Origin of the sequence: Mycobacterium syngnathidarum, assembly GCF_001942625.1 — a bacterium.
Taxonomy (GTDB): domain Bacteria; phylum Actinomycetota; class Actinomycetes; order Mycobacteriales; family Mycobacteriaceae; genus Mycobacterium; species Mycobacterium syngnathidarum.
This window is the reverse complement of the sequence record NZ_MLCL01000039.1, coordinates 83,345-99,153: the sequence shown is the minus strand read 5'-3', so window position 1 is coordinate 99,153 and position 15,809 is coordinate 83,345. Positions and strand designations below refer to the sequence as shown.

General features: G+C 67.7%; 16 protein-coding genes. 10 read left to right on the top strand and 6 right to left on the bottom strand.

Going from position 1 to position 15,809, the window contains the following annotated elements; all coding sequences use genetic code 11:
* Positions 1 to 8 precede the first annotated feature (8 nt).
* From BKG60_RS12705 to BKG60_RS12685, 5 genes are read left to right on the top strand one after another with little or no spacing between them, the layout of a single operon-like run.
* Positions 9 to 323, top strand: a complete 315-nt coding sequence (locus BKG60_RS12705; protein ID WP_070946159.1) for an urease subunit beta — start codon at positions 9 to 11, stop codon at positions 321 to 323.
* On the top strand, positions 320 to 2,041 hold the full coding sequence (locus BKG60_RS12700) for an urease subunit alpha (RefSeq protein ID WP_070946160.1): 1,722 nt from the start codon (positions 320 to 322) through the stop codon (positions 2,039 to 2,041). Before BKG60_RS12705 ends, BKG60_RS12700 begins: the two co-directional genes overlap by 4 nt.
* On the top strand, positions 2,042 to 2,677 hold the full coding sequence (locus tag BKG60_RS12695) for an urease accessory protein UreF (RefSeq protein ID WP_070946161.1): 636 nt from the start codon (positions 2,042 to 2,044) through the stop codon (positions 2,675 to 2,677).
* A 32-nt stretch (positions 2,678 to 2,709) separates the two neighbouring features.
* Positions 2,710 to 3,396 carry an urease accessory protein UreG gene (gene ureG, locus BKG60_RS12690; protein WP_070186484.1) on the top strand — a complete coding sequence of 229 codons (687 nt, stop codon included), beginning with the start codon at positions 2,710 to 2,712 and terminating at the stop codon, positions 3,394 to 3,396.
* Positions 3,396 to 4,043: an urease accessory protein UreD gene (locus BKG60_RS12685; protein WP_070186483.1), complete on the top strand. Its 648-nt coding sequence runs from the start codon at positions 3,396 to 3,398 to the stop codon at positions 4,041 to 4,043. Before ureG ends, BKG60_RS12685 begins: the two co-directional genes overlap by 1 nt.
* On the opposite strand, the gene BKG60_RS12680 is transcribed toward BKG60_RS12685, so the two are convergent.
* The 3 genes from BKG60_RS12680 to BKG60_RS12670 form a co-directional block, all read right to left on the bottom strand.
* Positions 4,040 to 5,413, bottom strand: a complete 1,374-nt coding sequence (locus tag BKG60_RS12680) for an NAD(P)/FAD-dependent oxidoreductase (RefSeq protein ID WP_070186482.1) — start codon at positions 5,411 to 5,413, stop codon at positions 4,040 to 4,042. The two genes, BKG60_RS12685 and BKG60_RS12680, sit on opposite strands and share 4 nt — an antisense overlap.
* Positions 5,414 to 5,511: 98 nt before the next feature.
* Positions 5,512 to 6,438 (bottom strand): LLM class F420-dependent oxidoreductase, encoded by a 927-nt coding sequence (locus tag BKG60_RS12675; RefSeq protein WP_070946162.1) that lies wholly within the window; start codon positions 6,436 to 6,438, stop codon positions 5,512 to 5,514.
* Between the two features lie 18 nt (positions 6,439 to 6,456).
* Positions 6,457 to 7,131, bottom strand: a complete 675-nt coding sequence (locus tag BKG60_RS12670) for an SDR family oxidoreductase (protein ID WP_070946163.1) — start codon at positions 7,129 to 7,131, stop codon at positions 6,457 to 6,459.
* A gap of 176 nt (positions 7,132 to 7,307) precedes the next feature.
* Between BKG60_RS12670 and BKG60_RS12665 the strand changes: the two genes are divergently transcribed.
* From BKG60_RS12665 to BKG60_RS12655, 3 genes are all read left to right on the top strand, one after another.
* Positions 7,308 to 8,102 carry an ABC transporter permease gene (locus BKG60_RS12665; protein WP_070946164.1) on the top strand — a complete coding sequence of 265 codons (795 nt, stop codon included), beginning with the start codon at positions 7,308 to 7,310 and terminating at the stop codon, positions 8,100 to 8,102.
* Positions 8,099 to 9,199 carry a sulfate/molybdate ABC transporter ATP-binding protein gene (locus BKG60_RS12660; protein WP_070946165.1) on the top strand — a complete coding sequence of 367 codons (1,101 nt, stop codon included), beginning with the start codon at positions 8,099 to 8,101 and terminating at the stop codon, positions 9,197 to 9,199. Before BKG60_RS12665 ends, BKG60_RS12660 begins: the two co-directional genes overlap by 4 nt.
* Positions 9,200 to 9,437: 238 nt before the next feature.
* Entirely contained in the window at positions 9,438 to 10,481 is a 1,044-nt protein-coding gene (locus BKG60_RS12655) for an alanine and proline-rich secreted protein Apa (RefSeq protein WP_075909664.1), read from the top strand.
* 27 nt (positions 10,482 to 10,508) lie between these two features.
* Here BKG60_RS12655 and BKG60_RS12650 read toward each other — a convergent pair whose 3' ends face one another.
* Complete coding sequence (locus BKG60_RS12650; RefSeq protein ID WP_070946167.1) at positions 10,509 to 10,766, bottom strand: CDGP domain-containing protein; 258 nt, start codon at positions 10,764 to 10,766, stop codon at positions 10,509 to 10,511.
* A gap of 456 nt (positions 10,767 to 11,222) precedes the next feature.
* Between BKG60_RS12650 and BKG60_RS12645 the strand changes: the two genes are divergently transcribed.
* Together BKG60_RS12645 and BKG60_RS12640 are read left to right on the top strand one after the other, a co-directional pair.
* A complete protein-coding gene (locus BKG60_RS12645) occupies positions 11,223 to 11,525 on the top strand; it encodes a GlsB/YeaQ/YmgE family stress response membrane protein (RefSeq protein WP_070946168.1) in 303 nt (100 codons plus the stop codon).
* Positions 11,526 to 11,538: 13 nt separating this feature from the next.
* Positions 11,539 to 12,555: a zinc-binding alcohol dehydrogenase family protein gene (locus BKG60_RS12640; RefSeq protein WP_120764906.1), complete on the top strand. Its 1,017-nt coding sequence runs from the start codon at positions 11,539 to 11,541 to the stop codon at positions 12,553 to 12,555.
* An 80-nt stretch (positions 12,556 to 12,635) separates the two neighbouring features.
* Here the strand turns inward: BKG60_RS12640 and BKG60_RS12635 are convergent, their stop codons facing one another.
* Positions 12,636 to 13,400: a CPBP family intramembrane glutamic endopeptidase gene (locus BKG60_RS12635; RefSeq protein WP_070184978.1), complete on the bottom strand. Its 765-nt coding sequence runs from the start codon at positions 13,398 to 13,400 to the stop codon at positions 12,636 to 12,638.
* Positions 13,401 to 13,438: 38 nt separating this feature from the next.
* Positions 13,439 to 15,808: a phosphoketolase family protein gene (locus tag BKG60_RS12630; protein WP_070946182.1), complete on the bottom strand. Its 2,370-nt coding sequence runs from the start codon at positions 15,806 to 15,808 to the stop codon at positions 13,439 to 13,441.
* Between the last annotated feature and the right edge of the window lies 1 nt (position 15,809).

The following is a 15,809-nucleotide window of genomic DNA, read 5'->3' as shown; positions in this document are numbered from 1 at the left end:
GCATCCCTGTGATCCCCGGTGAGATCGTGTTCGGTGACGGTGATATCGCACTCAATGCCGGTGCGCCGCGGTTGACGCTCGACGTCGTCAACACCGGTGACCGGCCGGTACAGGTCGGCAGCCATGTGCATCTGCCGCAAGCCAACTCGGCTCTGGAATTCGACCGGTCCGCTGCCCGCGGGCACCGGCTCGACATCCCGGCCGGAACCGCGGTTCGCTTCGAACCCGGGATAGCCCAACAAATTTCACTTGTTCCGCTCGGCGGTACGGGTGAAGTTCACGGCATCAGTCTCGACCCGCCCGGCCGATTGGGAACCACATGACCGAATTGACCAGGGCCCGCTACGCGGCGCTGTTCGGCCCCACCACGGGGGACCGGATCCGGCTGGCCGACACCGACCTGTTCATCGAGATCACCGAGGACCGCAGCGGAGGCCCGGGCCGAGCCGGTGACGAGGCGGTGTTCGGCGGCGGCAAGGTGCTGCGCGAGTCGATGGGCCAGTCGAGGGCCACCCGTGCCGACGGGGCACCCGACACCGTCATCACCGGCGCGGTGATCATCGACCACTGGGGAATCATCAAGGCAGACGTCGGGATCCGCGACGGTCGCATCGTGGCCATCGGCAAGGCCGGTAACCCCGACATCATGACCGGTGTGCACCCGGGCCTGGTCGTCGGACCCTCGACCGAGATCATCGCCGGCAACGGCCGGATCCTGACCGCCGGGGCCATCGACTGTCATGTCCACCTGATCTGTCCACAGATCTTGGAAGAGGCGCTCTGCAGCGGCATCACCACGATCGTGGCCGGCGGCACCGGCCCGGCCGAGGGCAGCAAGGCCACCACGGTCACCCCGGGCGCCTGGCACCTGGCCAGGATGCTGGAATCCCTGGACTCCTGGCCGCTCAACGTCGCGTTGCTCGGCAAGGGAAACACCGTCAGTTCCGACGCGATGTGGGAGCAGTTACGCGGGGGCGCAGCGGGATTCAAGCTGCACGAGGATTGGGGCACCACGCCGGCTGCCATCGACGCCTGCCTCACGGTCGCCGAAGCCGCCGGCGTGCAGGTCAACATCCACACCGACACCCTCAACGAGGCGGGTTTCGTCGAGGACACGCTGGCCGCCATCAAGGGCCGCGGCATCCACGCGTATCACACCGAAGGCGCCGGTGGCGGACACGCACCCGACATCATCACCGTCGCCGCGCACCCGAATGTGCTTCCCAGCTCGACCAATCCGACTCGTCCGCACACGGTCAACACCCTCGACGAGCACCTCGACATGCTCATGGTGTGCCACCATCTGAACCCGAGCGTGCCCGAGGACCTGGCGTTCGCCGAGAGCCGGATCCGGCCGTCGACGATCGCGGCCGAAGATCTGCTCCACGACATCGGGGCCATCTCGATGATCGGCAGCGACTCTCAGGCCATGGGCCGGGTCGGTGAAGTGGTGCTGCGGACTTGGCAGACCGCGCATGTGATGAAGCGCAGGCGTGGCGCTCTCGACGGCGACGGAGCAGCCGACAACAATCGCGTCCGCCGATACGTCGCGAAATACACCATCTGCCCGGCCATCGCGCACGGCCTCGACGATGAGGTCGGTTCTGTCGAGGTCGGCAAGCTCGCCGACCTCGTGCTGTGGGAACCGGCATTCTTCGGGGTCCGCCCGCACGCGGTGGTCAAGGGCGGCATGATCGCCTGGGCCGCGATGGGTGACGCCAATGCTTCCATCCCGACCCCGCAGCCGGTGTTGCCGCGGCCGATGTTTGGCGCGGCCCCGGCCACCGCGGCCGCCACATCGGTCCACTTCGTCGCACCGCAGGCGATCGAAGACGGCCTGGCTGCACGCGTGGATATTCGCCGGAAGTTGGTCGCGGTCAAGAATGTTCGCCGCGTCGGCAAGGCGCAGATGCCGCTGAACGACGCATTGCCACGCATCGAGGTCGAGCCGGACACCTTCACGGTCCGGATCGACGGGCAGGTGTGGCAGGAGCAGCCCGCGGTCGAACTGCCCATGGCCCAACGATATTTCCTGTTCTAGATGAGCAGCCTGGCGACGCTTCTGACCCTGGCCGACTCACGGTTGCCGACCGGCGGTCACGTGCACTCCGGCGGTGTCGAGGAGGCAATCACCAGCGGTCTGCTGACCGACCTCGCCACGTTGCGCGCCTTTCTGATCCGGCGGCTGCGGACCAGCGGGAAGGTGGCCGCCTCGATCGCGGTGGCGGTCCGTAGCGGAACCCTCGACCCCGAGTACGCCGACGCCGAAACCGATGCTCGCACACCGGCTCCGGCGGCCCGCGAAGCCTCGCGTGCCCAGGGGCGCGGATTGGTCCGGCTGGCGCGCCGGGTGTGGCCACAGCAGTCGTGGGACGCGCTCGGGTCCCGGCCTCACCTACCGGTCGCGGCCGGGACCGTCGCGTCTGCCGCCGAGCTGGATGACGGCCAGACCGCGCTGTCGCTGGTGTACACCACCATGACCGGATCGGCCACCGCCGCGCAGCGGCTACTGGCATTGGACCCCGCCGATGTCGCGGCGCTGACTTTCGAGCTCTCCGGGCTGTGTGACGCGGTGGCGGCCGAGGCGGTCACCGGGCTGGCAGATCTGTCCGACCCACTGCTCGACGTCCTGGCGCAGCGCCACACCGAACGAGACCGGCCGTTGTTCGTCTCGTAACCCACCTCTGTCACATAACCGAAAGGTCCACCATGCCACCGCATTTCCTCGACGGCGAACCCCACACCCACGTCGACCGGCCCAAGCGGGTGCGTCGGCCCGGCGAGCCGCTGCGCATCGGCGTCGGCGGGCCGGTCGGGTCCGGCAAGACCGCACTGGTGGCCGCGCTGAGCAGGCAGCTGCGTGACGAGTTGTCGCTGGCGGTGTTGACCAACGACATCTACACCACCGAGGACGCCGACTTCCTGCGCAGGCACGCGGTCCTGCCCGACGAGCGGATCGCCGCGGTCCAGACCGGAGGCTGCCCGCACACCGCGATCCGCGACGACATCACCGCCAACCTCGACGCGATCGACGACCTGATCGAGGCGAACCCACCGTTGGACCTGATCCTCGTCGAGTCCGGTGGCGACAACCTCACCGCCACGTTCTCGTCGGGGCTGGTGGACGTGCAGATCTTCGTCGTCGACGTGGCCGGGGGAGACAAGGTGCCGCGCAAAGGTGGGCCCGGCGTGACGTACTCGGACCTTTTGGTGGTCAACAAGACTGATCTGGCGCCGCTGGTTGGTGCAGATCTGGAGGTGATGCGCCGCGACGCTGCCAAGGCCAGGGGGCAGCGGCCGACGGAGCTCATCTCGCTGACCGCGGATCCGACCGCGGGTCCCGTGCTGGCCTGGGTGCGCGAGCAGCTGACGCTTGCCCAGCCCTCGCCGGCCTGATGCACGCGCGCGTGGTGATTGCCGCCTCGCCGGGGCGGTTACCGCGGATCGAGGCGCGCGGTGGGCTCGCGGGGCGCTGCACCGAGCCCGATACGGTACATCTGGTCTCCACGGCTGCAACGCCGCTCGGCGGCGACACCCTCACGGTGCGGTTGGTGGTGGAATCCGGTGCACGGCTGCGGATCCGTACCGCCGCGGCCACCATGGTGCTGCCCGGCGGCCGCACAGTGCAGTCGGCAGCGCATTGGGAACTCGAGATCGCCGGTAGTTTGGACCTGGATCCGCAGCCGACCGTGGTGGCCGGTGGCTCGGTCCATCACACCGACACGCGACTGCAACTCACCGAGTCAGCGTGGGTGCGGATTCGTGAGCGGGTGCAGGTCGGCAGATCCGGTGAGCGCGACGGGTTCTGGTCGTCGGCAGTGCACGCCGACATCGGCTCGGCGCCGTTGCTGCGTCATCGCATCGAACTCGGTCACGGAGCCGTGGGGGACGACATACTCACCGCGCCACGGGCCTGCGTCAGCGAACTGCGTTATCCGGCAACCTCGTTCGAGGCCACCGGACCCATTCTGGCGCTGGCTCGGGGCGGCAGCCTGGCCACCTGGCAAGGAGACCGGCTACCACCGGAAACCGAGGTGGGCTAGGAGGCCGCTCTCTCGGTTTCCTGCACGGAAGCCGCGATCTCCTCGAGTTCTTCGATCCTGGTGCGGGCGTACGCCTGCTGTTCGGTGATGGTGAGCTGTCCGCGCTTGGTGCTCAGGAACGTCACACCCCAGGACAACAGGGTCACCAGCTTGGTCTTGAATCCGACCAGGTACACCAGGTGCAGCACCAGCCAGCACAACCAGGCGAAGAACCCGGCGAACTCCAGCTTGCCGACTTTGGCCACCGCCGAGAACCGCGACACCGTGGCCATCGAGCCCTTGTCCCAGTATTCGAACGGCGACCGGATCTTGGGGCTGGTACCGGCGACTTCGCGCTTGATCAGCTTGGCCGCGTACCGGCCACCCTGGATCGCGCCCTGGGCGACGCCGGGCACCCCGTCCACGGCGGCCATGTCACCGACGACGAACACGTTCGGATGGCCCGGCAACGTCAGGTCCGGCTGCACCTTGACCCGACCGGCCCGGTCGAGCTCGACCCCGGACTGCTCGGCGAGATCTTTACCCAGCGGGCTGGCCGAGACACCTGCCGACCACACCTTGCAAGCCGATTCGATGCGGCGGATGGTGCCGTCGGAATCTTTGACGGTGAGCCCGTTTCGGTCGACATCGGTGACCATGGCGCCGAGCTGAACTTCGACCCCCATCTTCTCCAGACGTTCCCGCGCCTTGCGGCCGAGCTTCTCGCCCATGGGCGGCAGCACTGCCGGTGCGGCGTCGAGCAGGATCACTCGGGCCTCGGTCGGATCGATGTGGCGGAAGCTGCCGTGCAGCGTCTGATCAGACAATTCGGCGATCTGCCCGGCCATTTCGACACCGGTCGGACCAGCGCCGACCACGGTGAAGGTCAGCAGTTTGGCGCGGCGCACCGGATCGCTGGAACGCTCGGCCTGTTCGAACGCGCCGAGGATACGGCCGCGCAGTTCCAGCGCATCGTCGATGGACTTCATACCGGGAGCGAACTCGGCGAAATGATCGTTGCCGAAGTAGGACTGGCCGGCCCCGGCGGCGATGATGAGGCTGTCGTACGGGGTGGAGTAGGTGTGGCCGAGCAGCACCGAATCCACGGTCTGCTGCTCCAGATCGATGTGAGTGACGTCGCCCAACAACACCTGGGCATTCTTCTGCTTGCGCAGGATCACGCGGGTGGCCGGCGCGATCTCGCCCTCGGAGATGATGCCGGTGGCCACCTGGTACAGCAGCGGTTGGAACAGGTGGTGGGTGGTGCGGGCGATCAGCTTGACGTCGACGTCGGCACGCTTGAGGGTCTTGGCAGCGGTGAGACCGCCGAAACCCGATCCGATGATGACTACTCTATGCCGATCCGATGCCGTAGCTCCGGGATGGCTCATTGCTGCTCCTCGCGGACGTGTTTGCCACTCGTAATAACAATCAGGTTAGTCGGCACGATTCCCGCCTGTGCGGCGAGATGGCCAACCGACCCGAGTGTTTACCCGGATATCAGTGGTTTCAACTCTTCGGCCACGGCGGTGATGCCTCCGGGTACGTAGCCACCCATGGTCACCGGACTGAGGATGACCCCGTCGACCCCGGTGTCGAAGAGCTTGGTCTTGAGCTGTTCGGCGATCTGCGCGGCGCTGCCGAACACGGCGCGCTGCTGGAAATCGGGCGGTATGGCGTCGGCGGTGAACTGCTCGCCGATCAGGGCGACCACCAGCATGCTGGTCTCCAGGGTCGCCGGGTCCCGGTCGATCTGCTCGCACTGCTGCCGGATCACGTCGAGCTTGCGGGGCAATTCGTCGAAGCCCGCGATGATGTTGAGGTGGTCGAAGTGCCGGGCCGCCAGCGGGATGGTCTTCTTCTCGCCGCTGCCGCCGATCATCAGCGGGATGTGGTCGCGGAAGCGCGGTTCGGCGAAGGCTTCCTCGGTCCGGTAGTAGGTGCCGCTGAACGTCGCGCGCTTGCCCTCGAGCATCGGCAAAATGATCTGCAGTGCCTCATCGAGCTTCTTGAATCGCTCGGTGAAGGTGCCGAATTCGAAGCCGAGGCTGTCGTGTTCGAGTTCGAACCAGCCGGTTCCGATGCCGAGAATGGCCCGGCCTGCGCTCACCACGTCGAGGGTGGTGATGGCCTTGGCCAGCAGCGTCGGATTCCGGTAGGTATTGCCGGTGACCAGTGTGCCGAGCTGCACCTGCTGCGTTGCGGAAGCCAGCGCACCGAGCGCGGTGTAGGCCTCCAGCATCGGCTGGTCGGGCGTGCCCAGGCCGGGCAGCTGGTAGAAGTGGTCCATCACGAACACCGAATCGAACCCGGCCGCCTCGGCCTCGCGGGCCTGGGCGATGACGGTCGGGAAGAGTTCGGAAACGCCGGTGCCGTAGGAAAAGTTGGGGATCTGGAGTCCGAGTCGGATTGTCACTTCTCCGACCCTAGCGCGCTATCCCAGGGTTGCCATCGAACCACGGCTGACGTGCATCGTCTGTCCCGTGATGTGGCGAGCCGCCGGAGTGCTCAAAAACACTGCAAGGCGGGCGAATTCGTCAGCAACCGACGGCGGCGTGGCGCCCAGGCCGTCGTAGCCCGGATCGGCGGACAAGCCCGGGGCGACGGCGTTGACGGTGATTCCGCGGGTACCGAAGTATGCGGCCTGACCGGTGGTCCAATCGGCCAGCGCCGCCTTGACGGCAGCTTCGGCACTGCCCTCACGCGGGCTCGCGGGCACGATGTTGATGATCGAACCGCCCGAACGCAGGTGGTCGCCGACGATCTGCACGGTCAGCGCCGCCGAGACCACGGTGGCATCGAGCGCGTTGCGCCACGCGGTGGCCAGGTCGGTGAGGGTGAACGTGCGGGGATCCTTGGCCTCGAACAACGGGGCCGGGACGTTGACCAGGGTGTCGAGGTGGTGAGGGAACAGCGTGCGGGCACTCTCGAGACTCGCGGGATCGGTGTTGTCGAACACGATCGACGCGACGTCGAGTTGCTTGGCGGCCAATTCCAGATCCTCGCGACGGGCGCCGGCGATGACCACGTTGTGGCCCGCGTCGAGGAAACCCGCCGCAATGGTGCGGCCGAGTTCAGTGTCGCCGCCGGTGACCAGCACCTCCGCCATGATGTACCTCCATGTACCCGGGATCGCCGCACCGGACGGGGCGACCAACGGCCAATGTTACTGGACAGTAGCTAGGACAGGAAACTCGACGCGCCAAACGCGGGCTCACATAAGGTTGCGGAGATGATCCGACCCAGCGCTCTCACCTGCGTCGGCACGGTCCGTGAGGTCGCATTGTGACGATTCCGCCACGGCTACCGCGCTGGATATATTTCCCGGCCGTGGTGGGCGCGATCTTCGTCGTGCTGCCCTTGGTGGCGATGGTGGCAAAGGTGGACTGGCCGCGATTCGGGTCGCTGATCTCCAGCCCGTCGTCTACCGCGGCACTGAAGCTCAGTCTGCAAACCTCCCTGGCCAGCACGGTGCTGTGCGTGCTGTTGGGGGTGCCGCTCGCGTTGGTGCTGGCCCGCACCGACGGGCCCGTCACTCGGATCGCCCGACCGTTGATCTTGCTGCCGCTCGTGCTGCCGCCGGTGGTGGGCGGCATCGCCCTGCTGTACGCCTTCGGCAGGCTCGGCCTGGTCGGCCGGTACCTGGAGGGGGCCGGGGTGCAGATCGCTTTCACCACGGTGGCGGTCGTGCTGGCGCAGACGTTCGTGTCGTTGCCGTTTCTGGTCATCTCGCTGGAAGGCGCGGCCCGCACCGCCGGCACCGAATACGAGGTGGTGGCCTCGACGCTGGGTGCCACGCCGGCAAAGGTGTGGTGGCGGGTGACCCTGCCGCTGCTGGGACCGGGCCTGATGTCGGGAGCTGTGTTGGCCTTTGCGCGCGCCCTCGGGGAGTTCGGCGCCACGCTGACGTTCGCCGGATCGAGGCAGGGTGTCACCCGGACCCTTCCGCTGGAGATCTACCTGCAGCGCGAAAGCGATGCCGACGCCGCCGTGGCGTTGTCGGTGCTCTTGGTCGCGGTGGCGGCTGTGGTGGTCATCGGGCTGGGTAGCCGTCGGCTGCGGGCGGGTGGTTGGACATGACGCCGGAGATGATGCTGCAAGTGCGCGCTGTCCTCGAAAACCGCGGCCTGGACCTGGAATTCGGTGTTGGGGCCGGCCAGGTGCTGGCGGTACTGGGCCCCAACGGGGCGGGCAAGTCGACCACCCTGCATGCCATAGCCGGGTTGGTCGGCCTGGACGCCGGACACATCCGGGTGGGCGATCGGGTGCTGACCGACACGGCGGCGGGTGTCCAGGTGCCCACGCATGCCCGCCGCGTCGGGCTGTTGTTGCAGGACTCCCTGTTGTTCCCGCATTTGAGCGTTGCGGCCAACGTGGCTTTCGCTGCCCGCAGCGGAGGCCGGTTGGGTCGGCGTGCCGCCTACGAGACCGCTCACCGGTGGTTGGCCGAGGTCGATGCCACTGATCTGGCCCATCGCCGGCCGCGACAGTTGTCGGGGGGACAGGCTCAGCGGGTCGCCCTGGCCCGGGCTCTGGCCGCGGACCCCGCGGTGCTGTTGCTCGATGAACCCATGGCAGGTCTGGACGTGGCGGTGGCGGCATCGATGCGCAAGGTGCTGCGGCGGGTGCTGGCACACGGTGGCAGGTGTGCGCTGCTGATCACCCATGACTTGCTCGATGTACTGACCCTGGCCGACCGCGTGCTCGTGGTCGATGGGGGCAGGATCGTCGAAAGTGGTTCTGCTGCAGAGGTGTTGGCGGCACCCAAGAGTCCCTTCGGCGCCCGGTTCGCCGGGGTGAACCTGATCAGAGGTACGGCGGGCGGAGCTGGCGTGGTGACCACCGAGTCGGGCTCGAAGTGGCACGGTACGGCGGCTTCTGAGGTGGCGCCCGGTGTGCCGGTGGTCGCGGTGTTCTCGCCGGCGTCTGTCGCGGTGTACCGCCACGAACCGCATGGCAGTCCGCGCAACACCGTGGCGGTGACGGTCGCCGAGCTCGACAGCCGCGGGCCCGGCATCCGGGTGCGGGCCGACGATCAGTCCGACGGCGCACCGGGCCTGGCTGCTGACATCACTGCCGAGTCGGCCGCCGAGCTGGGCCTCGCACCGGGGGACACGGTGTTTTTCTCGGTGAAGGCCCAGGAGGTCGCGGTCCACGCCGCGGGTGCGGGAAGTTGAATGGCCTGAGGCGGTAACGCCCGCGCCCGCGCATCCGAATCACGGGTTGAGGGTGTCGACACCGCGGGTGGCGAAGGTGGGTTGCCAAGCCCGGCGTGGCGCCCGGCGCACTCGTGTGCCAGCAATCAGGCAAGCTGCCGTTCAGCTGCAGATATCCCATCTGTCGCAATCATACTTTTTGGCACTCTAAGAGCAACTCACACTTGCGTCACGGCCGTAACACGGTAGTTTCTTCCCCATGGACGAGTCGGATGCGATGTCACATCGGCGCAGAGGTCTGTCGAAGAAGCTGGCGCTGGTTGCGATGACCGGTGCGACCGCCGCGGCCGTTGCGCTGCCCGCGGTGGCCCATGCGGATCCCGAGCCGGTGCCCCCGCCGCCGCCGGCCCCCGCCCCGGCTGTGCCCGGTGCTCCGGCGCCCGCTCCCGCTCCCGCCCCGCCGCCTGCACCCACTCCGGCTCCCGCGCCTGGGGCTCCCGCTCCCGCCCCGCCGCCTGCTCCCGCTCCCGCCCCGCCGCCGGCTCCCGGTGTGCCCGCGCCGGCTCCGCCGCCGGCTCCCGGTGCGCCCGCTCCCGCTCCGGCGCCCGTCGATCCCAATGCACCGGTCCCGCCGCCCGCCCCGCCCGCTCCGGAGCCGGGTCGTGTCGACAATGCCGCGGGCGGGTTCAGCTATGTGGTGCCCGGTGGGTGGAAGGTTTCGGACGCAACTCAGTTGTCTTACGGGCAGGCGTTGTTGACCAAGATCCCGCCGGAGGGCACTCCTGAGCCGCCGAACGACACGAGTGTGCTGCTGGGGCGGCTGGATCTGAAGCTGTTCGCCGGTGCCGAGGCCGACAACGCCAAGGCGGCGGTCCGGCTGGCCTCCGACATGGGTGAGTTCTTCATGCCGTTCCCCGGGACCCGGGTGAATCAGGAGACCGTGCCGCTCGACGCCAACGGGCTCACCGGCGTCGCGTCGTACTACGAGGTGAAGTTCACCGATACCAACAAGCCCAACGGCCAGATCTGGGCCGGCGTGGTCGGTGCGCCGTCGCCCCCGGGAACCCCGCGCGGGCAACGCGCACCGGAACGTTGGTTCGTGGTGTGGTTGGGCTCGGCCAGCAATCCGGTGGACAAGGCTGCTGCCGCGACACTGGCCAACTCGATCCGGCCGTGGACGCCGCCGGCGGCGGCCGCTCCTGACCCGAACTCGCCGCCGCCCCCGGCCGATCCGGCGCATCCGGGTGTCGGCGTGCCGGTGCCGGTCACCGACGCTCCGCCGGAAATGCAGCCTCCGGCCTGATAGCCGTGCGGTGTGGTACGTCGGTCCTCAGGGGCCGACGTACGGCACCTTGCCGCCGAGGTTGTTGACGTTCATCTGGTAGCAGTTCGTTCCGCCGAAGCCCATCGCGCCCGCAGTGACGCACCGCTGAAAGCTGCCGTCGTGGCCGACGGGCCCGTCGCAGGTGGTGCCGCCGCCCCAGGGGGTCCAGCCGCCCTGACAGCCGGCGCTCGCCGGTGCGGCGCCGGCCAGTGCGATGCCCCCGGCCGCCAACATGCAGGCGGCCAAGCCGACCAATGTTCTCATGTGCCCTCCTCCGCCGATGGCCGGAAAACGTTTGCTGGCTACCGGGTGTGACGCGTGTTGCCAGTGTGGCGCCTGAGGTGGATGTGCGGTAGCTGCCCGGCCTGAAGCCGGCCGGAGTCGGCGTCCGGAGCGGCTCGGCCCACCACCATGCTCCGTAGCAAATATGCAGTACATAGCCCCCCTCTCGGCCTGAGGCGGGGTACCTCGCGTGGCGCTGACAGTATGTTCGCGGCCAGTTGCCAGATGATTCCCACGGTAGCCATACGCGCCCGTCGCGACAATGTGATCTTCGTTTGCCTGGCCGTGCGTGACCTGCGGTGGCGGCGGGTTGGGGAATCTGCGGAGGAACGCTGATCGTTCCCAAACCGCCAACCGAATCGTTACGTTCGGGAGGTACACCTGGGGTGTGGCTCAGCGAGCCCGCTGGGCCGGCCAGTGACAGGCAGGAGATCTGCAATGGATGTAATGGCGGCTACCGAAATCCTGGCTCGTTCCTCCACGCTGACCAGTGTTGGCTGGATCGGCTACATCATCATCGGCGCGCTCGCCGGCTGGATCGCAGGCAAAATCGTCGACGGCGGCGGTGCCGGCATTCTGATGAACATCGTCATCGGCGTAGTCGGTGCGCTCATCGGCGGATTCCTGCTCAGCTTTTTCGTCGACACCGCGTCCGGCGGGTGGTGGTTCACCCTCTTCACGGCAATCCTGGGTTCGGTGATCCTGCTCTGGATCGTCGGGCTGGTGCGCCGGCGCAGCTGAGCTGGCGCCGGTGATGGGCTCGGGGGCCATGACGGCCTGGCAGGTCGTAGCCCCGGGCCCCGTCGGTTCGCATCCGCTGCGCCGCGTCAGTGTGCCGATTCCGCAGCCGGGGGCCGGCGAACTGCTGGTCAAGGTGCTGGCCTGCGGCGTGTGCCGAACAGATCTGCATGTCGCCGAAGGGGATCTGGCCGTACACCGGCCGCGGGTGATACCCGGGCACGAGGTGGTCGGCGAGGTGGTCGCGATCGGTGCCGATGCCGGCGGCGGGTTCACGCCGGGTGATCGCGTCGGGGTGGCCTGGCTACGGCACACCTGTGGGCGCTGCCGCTACTGTCTGCGTGGCCGGGAAAATCTCTGTCCGTCCTCGTTGTACACCGGTTGGGACGCCGACGGCGGCTACGCCGAATTCACCACCGTCCCGGCCGCTTTCGCGCTGCGCCTGCCTTCCGGGTACTCCGATGTCGAGCTGGCGCCGCTGTTGTGTGCTGGGATCATCGGCTACCGCGCGCTGTCGCGTACGGATCTGCCGCCGGGCGGGCGACTGGGGCTCTATGGCTTCGGCGGTAGTGCGCACCTGACCGCGCAGGTGGCATTGGCTCAGGGGGCCCGGGTGCACGTGATGACCCGTGGCGAGCGGGCGCGTGCACTTGCCCTGGAGCTGGGGGCATCGTCGGTGCAGGGCAGCGCCGAAATGCCGCCGGAACCACTGGATGCCGCGATTCTGTTTGCGCCGGTGGGGGACCTGGTGCTGCCCGCGATGGCAGCGCTCGACCGGGGCGGTGTGCTGGCGATCGCGGGCATTCACCTCAGCGACATCCCGGCCCTGGACTATCAACGACATCTGTTCCAGGAACGCGAGATCCGGTCGGTCACCGCCAACACCCGTTCCGACGCGCGTGATTTCCTGGCATTCGCCGGTGAGCACCGGATGGCGGTCAGCACTCCGGTGTACGCACTGGACCGTGCGGACGAGGCGCTGGCGGATCTGAGCGCGGGACGTATCGCGGGTGCTGCGGTGCTTCGCGGGTAGCTCAGAGTGCGGGAACAAGTTGAAGAATCGGGAGCTCCGGGCGCGTCGCCGCGCCGCGAATTGAGCCGGGGCGCCGGCGGTTAGGTCGACAGATGCCAGACCACGGCGGCTGCCAACGCGCCGACGCCGTTGAGTGACCAGTGCAGCGCGATCGGGGCGATCAGGCTGCCGCTGCGCCGGCGCAGCCAGGTGAAGACGAAGCCGGCGATGCCGGTGGCCACGACGGCCAGCACCACACCGGCGACCATGCCGAAGATGCCGCCCCCGAACAGTCGGGTGAAGCCGACGTTCTCACTCGTCAACCCGAGCGAACTGGCGATGTGCCACAGGCCGAAAAGCAATGAGCCACCTGCGGCGACTCCGCGAAAACCCCAGGCCCGGTTGAGGGCTCCGTGGAGCACTCCGCGGAATGCCAGCTCCTCGGGGATCACCGTCTGCAGCGGGATGATGACCATCGACGCGAGCAGTGCACCCGAGATGGTGGCGTAGTTGTCGTTCATGAACATCGGACGGGTCCACGGCAGCATCGTCCCGATCGCGATCACCGAGACCACCAGCGCCACGGCCGCCAGTGCGTAGCCGACACCGGAGCGCCAGTGTTCGCGACCCAGCCCCAGTTCGGCCCAGCCCAGGCCACGGGCTCGCACCAGGATCAGCAGACCGACTGCGGCCGCCGGGACGGTGGCGATGCTGGCCCAGGGAGTGGTGAAGTGCGCGATCAGGTTGGTCACCGTGAGGATGACGACGACGATGCCGATGTCGGCGTAGATCCGGAAGTGATGCAATGCCGAGAGCTGGGCCACCAGCGGATGAGGATGCGCGGCCACGGCGCTCTGATCAGACATGACTCGGCAATCTTACCGGTGCGGCGCAATTACCCAGGTCACATCGGCTCCCAGGTCCAGTTGGCGATCGCGGGATCGTCCTCGCCGTGTTCACGGGTGTAGCTGCGGGCGGCCAATCGTGCATCGACCATCTCCTGACGCAGCCCGGCCGCACTGGCCGACAGCCCCTCGACGCGGTCGATCACGTCCATGACGAGATGGAACCGGTCGAGGTCGTTGAGCATCACCATGTCGAACGGCGTCGTCGTCGTGCCCCGCTCCTTGAACCCGCGCACGTGCAGTTGGGCGTGGTTGGTGTGCCGGTAGGCCAGCCGGTGGATCAGCCACGGGTAGCCGTGGTAGGCGAAGATGACCGGCTTGTCGGTGGTGAAGATCGAATCGAACTCACGCTCGGACAGCCCGTGCGGATGTTCGGACTCGGGTTGCAGGCGCATGATGTCGACGACGTTGACCACCCTGACCTTCACCTCGGGCAGGCGGCGGCGCAGGATGTCGGCGGCCGCCAGGGTCTCCAGCGTCGGGATGTCGCCCGCGCAGGCCAGCACCACATCGGGTTCGCCGGTCGTATTGCTCGCCCATTCCCAGATTCCCAACCCGCGGGTGCAGTGCGCGACGGCCTCGTCCATCGTGAGGTAGGTCAGGGCGGGTTGCTTGCCGGCCACGATGACATTGACGTACTGGCGGCTGCGCAGACAGTGGTCGGCGACCGACAACAGGGTGTTGGCGTCCGGCGGCAGGTAGACGCGCACCACTTCGGGTCGTTTGTTGGCGACGTGGTCGATGAAGCCGGGATCCTGATGCGACGCGCCGTTGTGGTCTTGGCGCCATACATGGGAGGTCAGCAGGTAGTTGAGCGACGCGATCGGTCGGCGCCATGTCAGGTGAGAACTGCTGAACAACCATTTGGCGTGTTGGTTGAGCATCGAGTCGACGATGTGGACGAAGGCCTCGTAGCAGTTGAACAACCCGTGCCGCCCGGTCAACAGGTAGCCCTCCAGCCAGCCCTGGCACAGATGTTCGGACAGGACTTCCATCACCCGGCCGTCGGGTGCCAGATTCTCGTCGACGGGCAGCGTTTCGGCCTGCCAGGCTTTGTCGGTCTTCTCCAGCACTGCGCCCAGGCGGTTCGATGCCGTTTCGTCCGGACCCATCAGCCGGAAGCGGTCCGGATTGTCGGCGATGACATCGCGCAGGAACGTGCCGAGCACCCGGGTGGCCTCGGCGGTCGCGGTTGCCGGCTTGCGCACGGGAACTGCATATTCGGTGAAATCGGGCAGGTCGAGATCACGGAGCAGCAATCCGCCGTTGGCATGCGGGTTGGCGCTCATCCGGCGGGTGCCCGAGGGCGCCAGCGCGCGTAGCTCGGGCCGCAGCGCCCCGGTGGCGTCGAACAATTCTTCGGGCCGGTAGCTGCGCAACCACGTCTCGAGTTGTGCCATGTGCGACGGGTTGGTCCGAGTCTCCGACAGCGGCACCTGGTGGGACCGCCAGGTGTCTTCGACCTGCTTCCCGTCCACCTCGCGCGGCCCGGTCCAGCCTTTGGGGGTGCGCAGGATGATCATCGGCCACAGCGGCCGGCCCGGCTCGCCGTCGAGGCGGGCGGCACGTTGGATGGCTGCGATCTGGTCGAACGCCTCGTCCATGGCGGTGGCCAGCTGCTGATGCACGATGTCCGGGTCGTCGCCGGCCACGGTGATGGGGCGGTAGCCGTAGCCGTAGAACAGCGATTCGAGCTCTTCTTGCGGAATACGGGACAGCACCGTGGGATTGGCGATCTTGTAGCCGTTGAGGTGCAGGATCGGCAGCACTGCGCCGTCGACGACCGGGTTGAGGAACTTGTTTGAGTGCCAGCTGGCGGCCAGCGGGCCGGTTTCGGCCTCGCCGTCGCCGACGACGCAGGCCACCACCAGGTCCGGGTTGTCGAACGCGGCGCCGTAGGCGTGCACCAACGCGTATCCGAGTTCGCCGCCCTCATGGATGGAGCCGGGGGTTTCGGCTGCCACGTGGCTCGGGATCCCACCGGGAAAGGAGAACTGGCGGAACAGCTTCCGCAGACCATCGGTGTCCTGCCCGATGCCGGTGTAGACCTCGCTGTAGGTGCCTTCCAGATAGGCGTTGGCCACCAGGCCCGGTCCGCCGTGGCCGGGGCCCGTGACGTAGATGACGTTCGCGTCGCGCTCCCGGATGATCCGATTGAGATGGGTGTAGAGCAGGTTCAATCCCGGGGTGGTGCCCCAGTGCCCGAGCAGCCGCGGTTTGACGTGTTCGGCGGCCAGCGGCTCGGTGAGCAGCGGGTTGTCCAACAGATAGATCTGACCGACGGACAGGTAGTTGGCCGCCCGCCAGTACGCGTTGAGCTGCTCGAGTTCCGTGTCGGTCAATGCCGTTGAGACAGTCGCGTCGCTCATG

What these genes read in the sequence shown, in the direction of transcription:
- BKG60_RS12700 (WP_070946160.1), top strand. Translation starts at nt 320, where the DNA reads ATGACCGAATTGACCAGGGCCCGCTACGCGGCGCTGTTCGGCCCCACC.
- BKG60_RS12695 (WP_070946161.1), top strand. Translation starts at nt 2,042, where the DNA reads ATGAGCAGCCTGGCGACGCTTCTGACCCTGGCCGACTCACGGTTGCCG.
- ureG (WP_070186484.1), top strand. Translation starts at nt 2,710, where the DNA reads ATGCCACCGCATTTCCTCGACGGCGAACCCCACACCCACGTCGACCGG.
- BKG60_RS12685 (WP_070186483.1), top strand. Translation starts at nt 3,396, where the DNA reads ATGCACGCGCGCGTGGTGATTGCCGCCTCGCCGGGGCGGTTACCGCGG.
- BKG60_RS12680 (WP_070186482.1), bottom strand. Translation starts at nt 5,413, where the DNA reads ATGAGCCATCCCGGAGCTACGGCATCGGATCGGCATAGAGTAGTCATC.
- BKG60_RS12670 (WP_070946163.1), bottom strand. Translation starts at nt 7,131, where the DNA reads ATGGCGGAGGTGCTGGTCACCGGCGGCGACACTGAACTCGGCCGCACC.
- BKG60_RS12660 (WP_070946165.1), top strand. Translation starts at nt 8,099, where the DNA reads ATGACGCCGGAGATGATGCTGCAAGTGCGCGCTGTCCTCGAAAACCGC.
- BKG60_RS12655 (WP_075909664.1), top strand. Translation starts at nt 9,438, where the DNA reads ATGGACGAGTCGGATGCGATGTCACATCGGCGCAGAGGTCTGTCGAAG.
- BKG60_RS12650 (WP_070946167.1), bottom strand. Translation starts at nt 10,766, where the DNA reads ATGAGAACATTGGTCGGCTTGGCCGCCTGCATGTTGGCGGCCGGGGGC.
- BKG60_RS12645 (WP_070946168.1), top strand. Translation starts at nt 11,223, where the DNA reads ATGGATGTAATGGCGGCTACCGAAATCCTGGCTCGTTCCTCCACGCTG.
- BKG60_RS12640 (WP_120764906.1), top strand. Translation starts at nt 11,539, where the DNA reads ATGGGCTCGGGGGCCATGACGGCCTGGCAGGTCGTAGCCCCGGGCCCC.
- BKG60_RS12635 (WP_070184978.1), bottom strand. Translation starts at nt 13,400, where the DNA reads ATGTCTGATCAGAGCGCCGTGGCCGCGCATCCTCATCCGCTGGTGGCC.
- BKG60_RS12630 (WP_070946182.1), bottom strand. Translation starts at nt 15,808, where the DNA reads ATGAGCGACGCGACTGTCTCAACGGCATTGACCGACACGGAACTCGAG.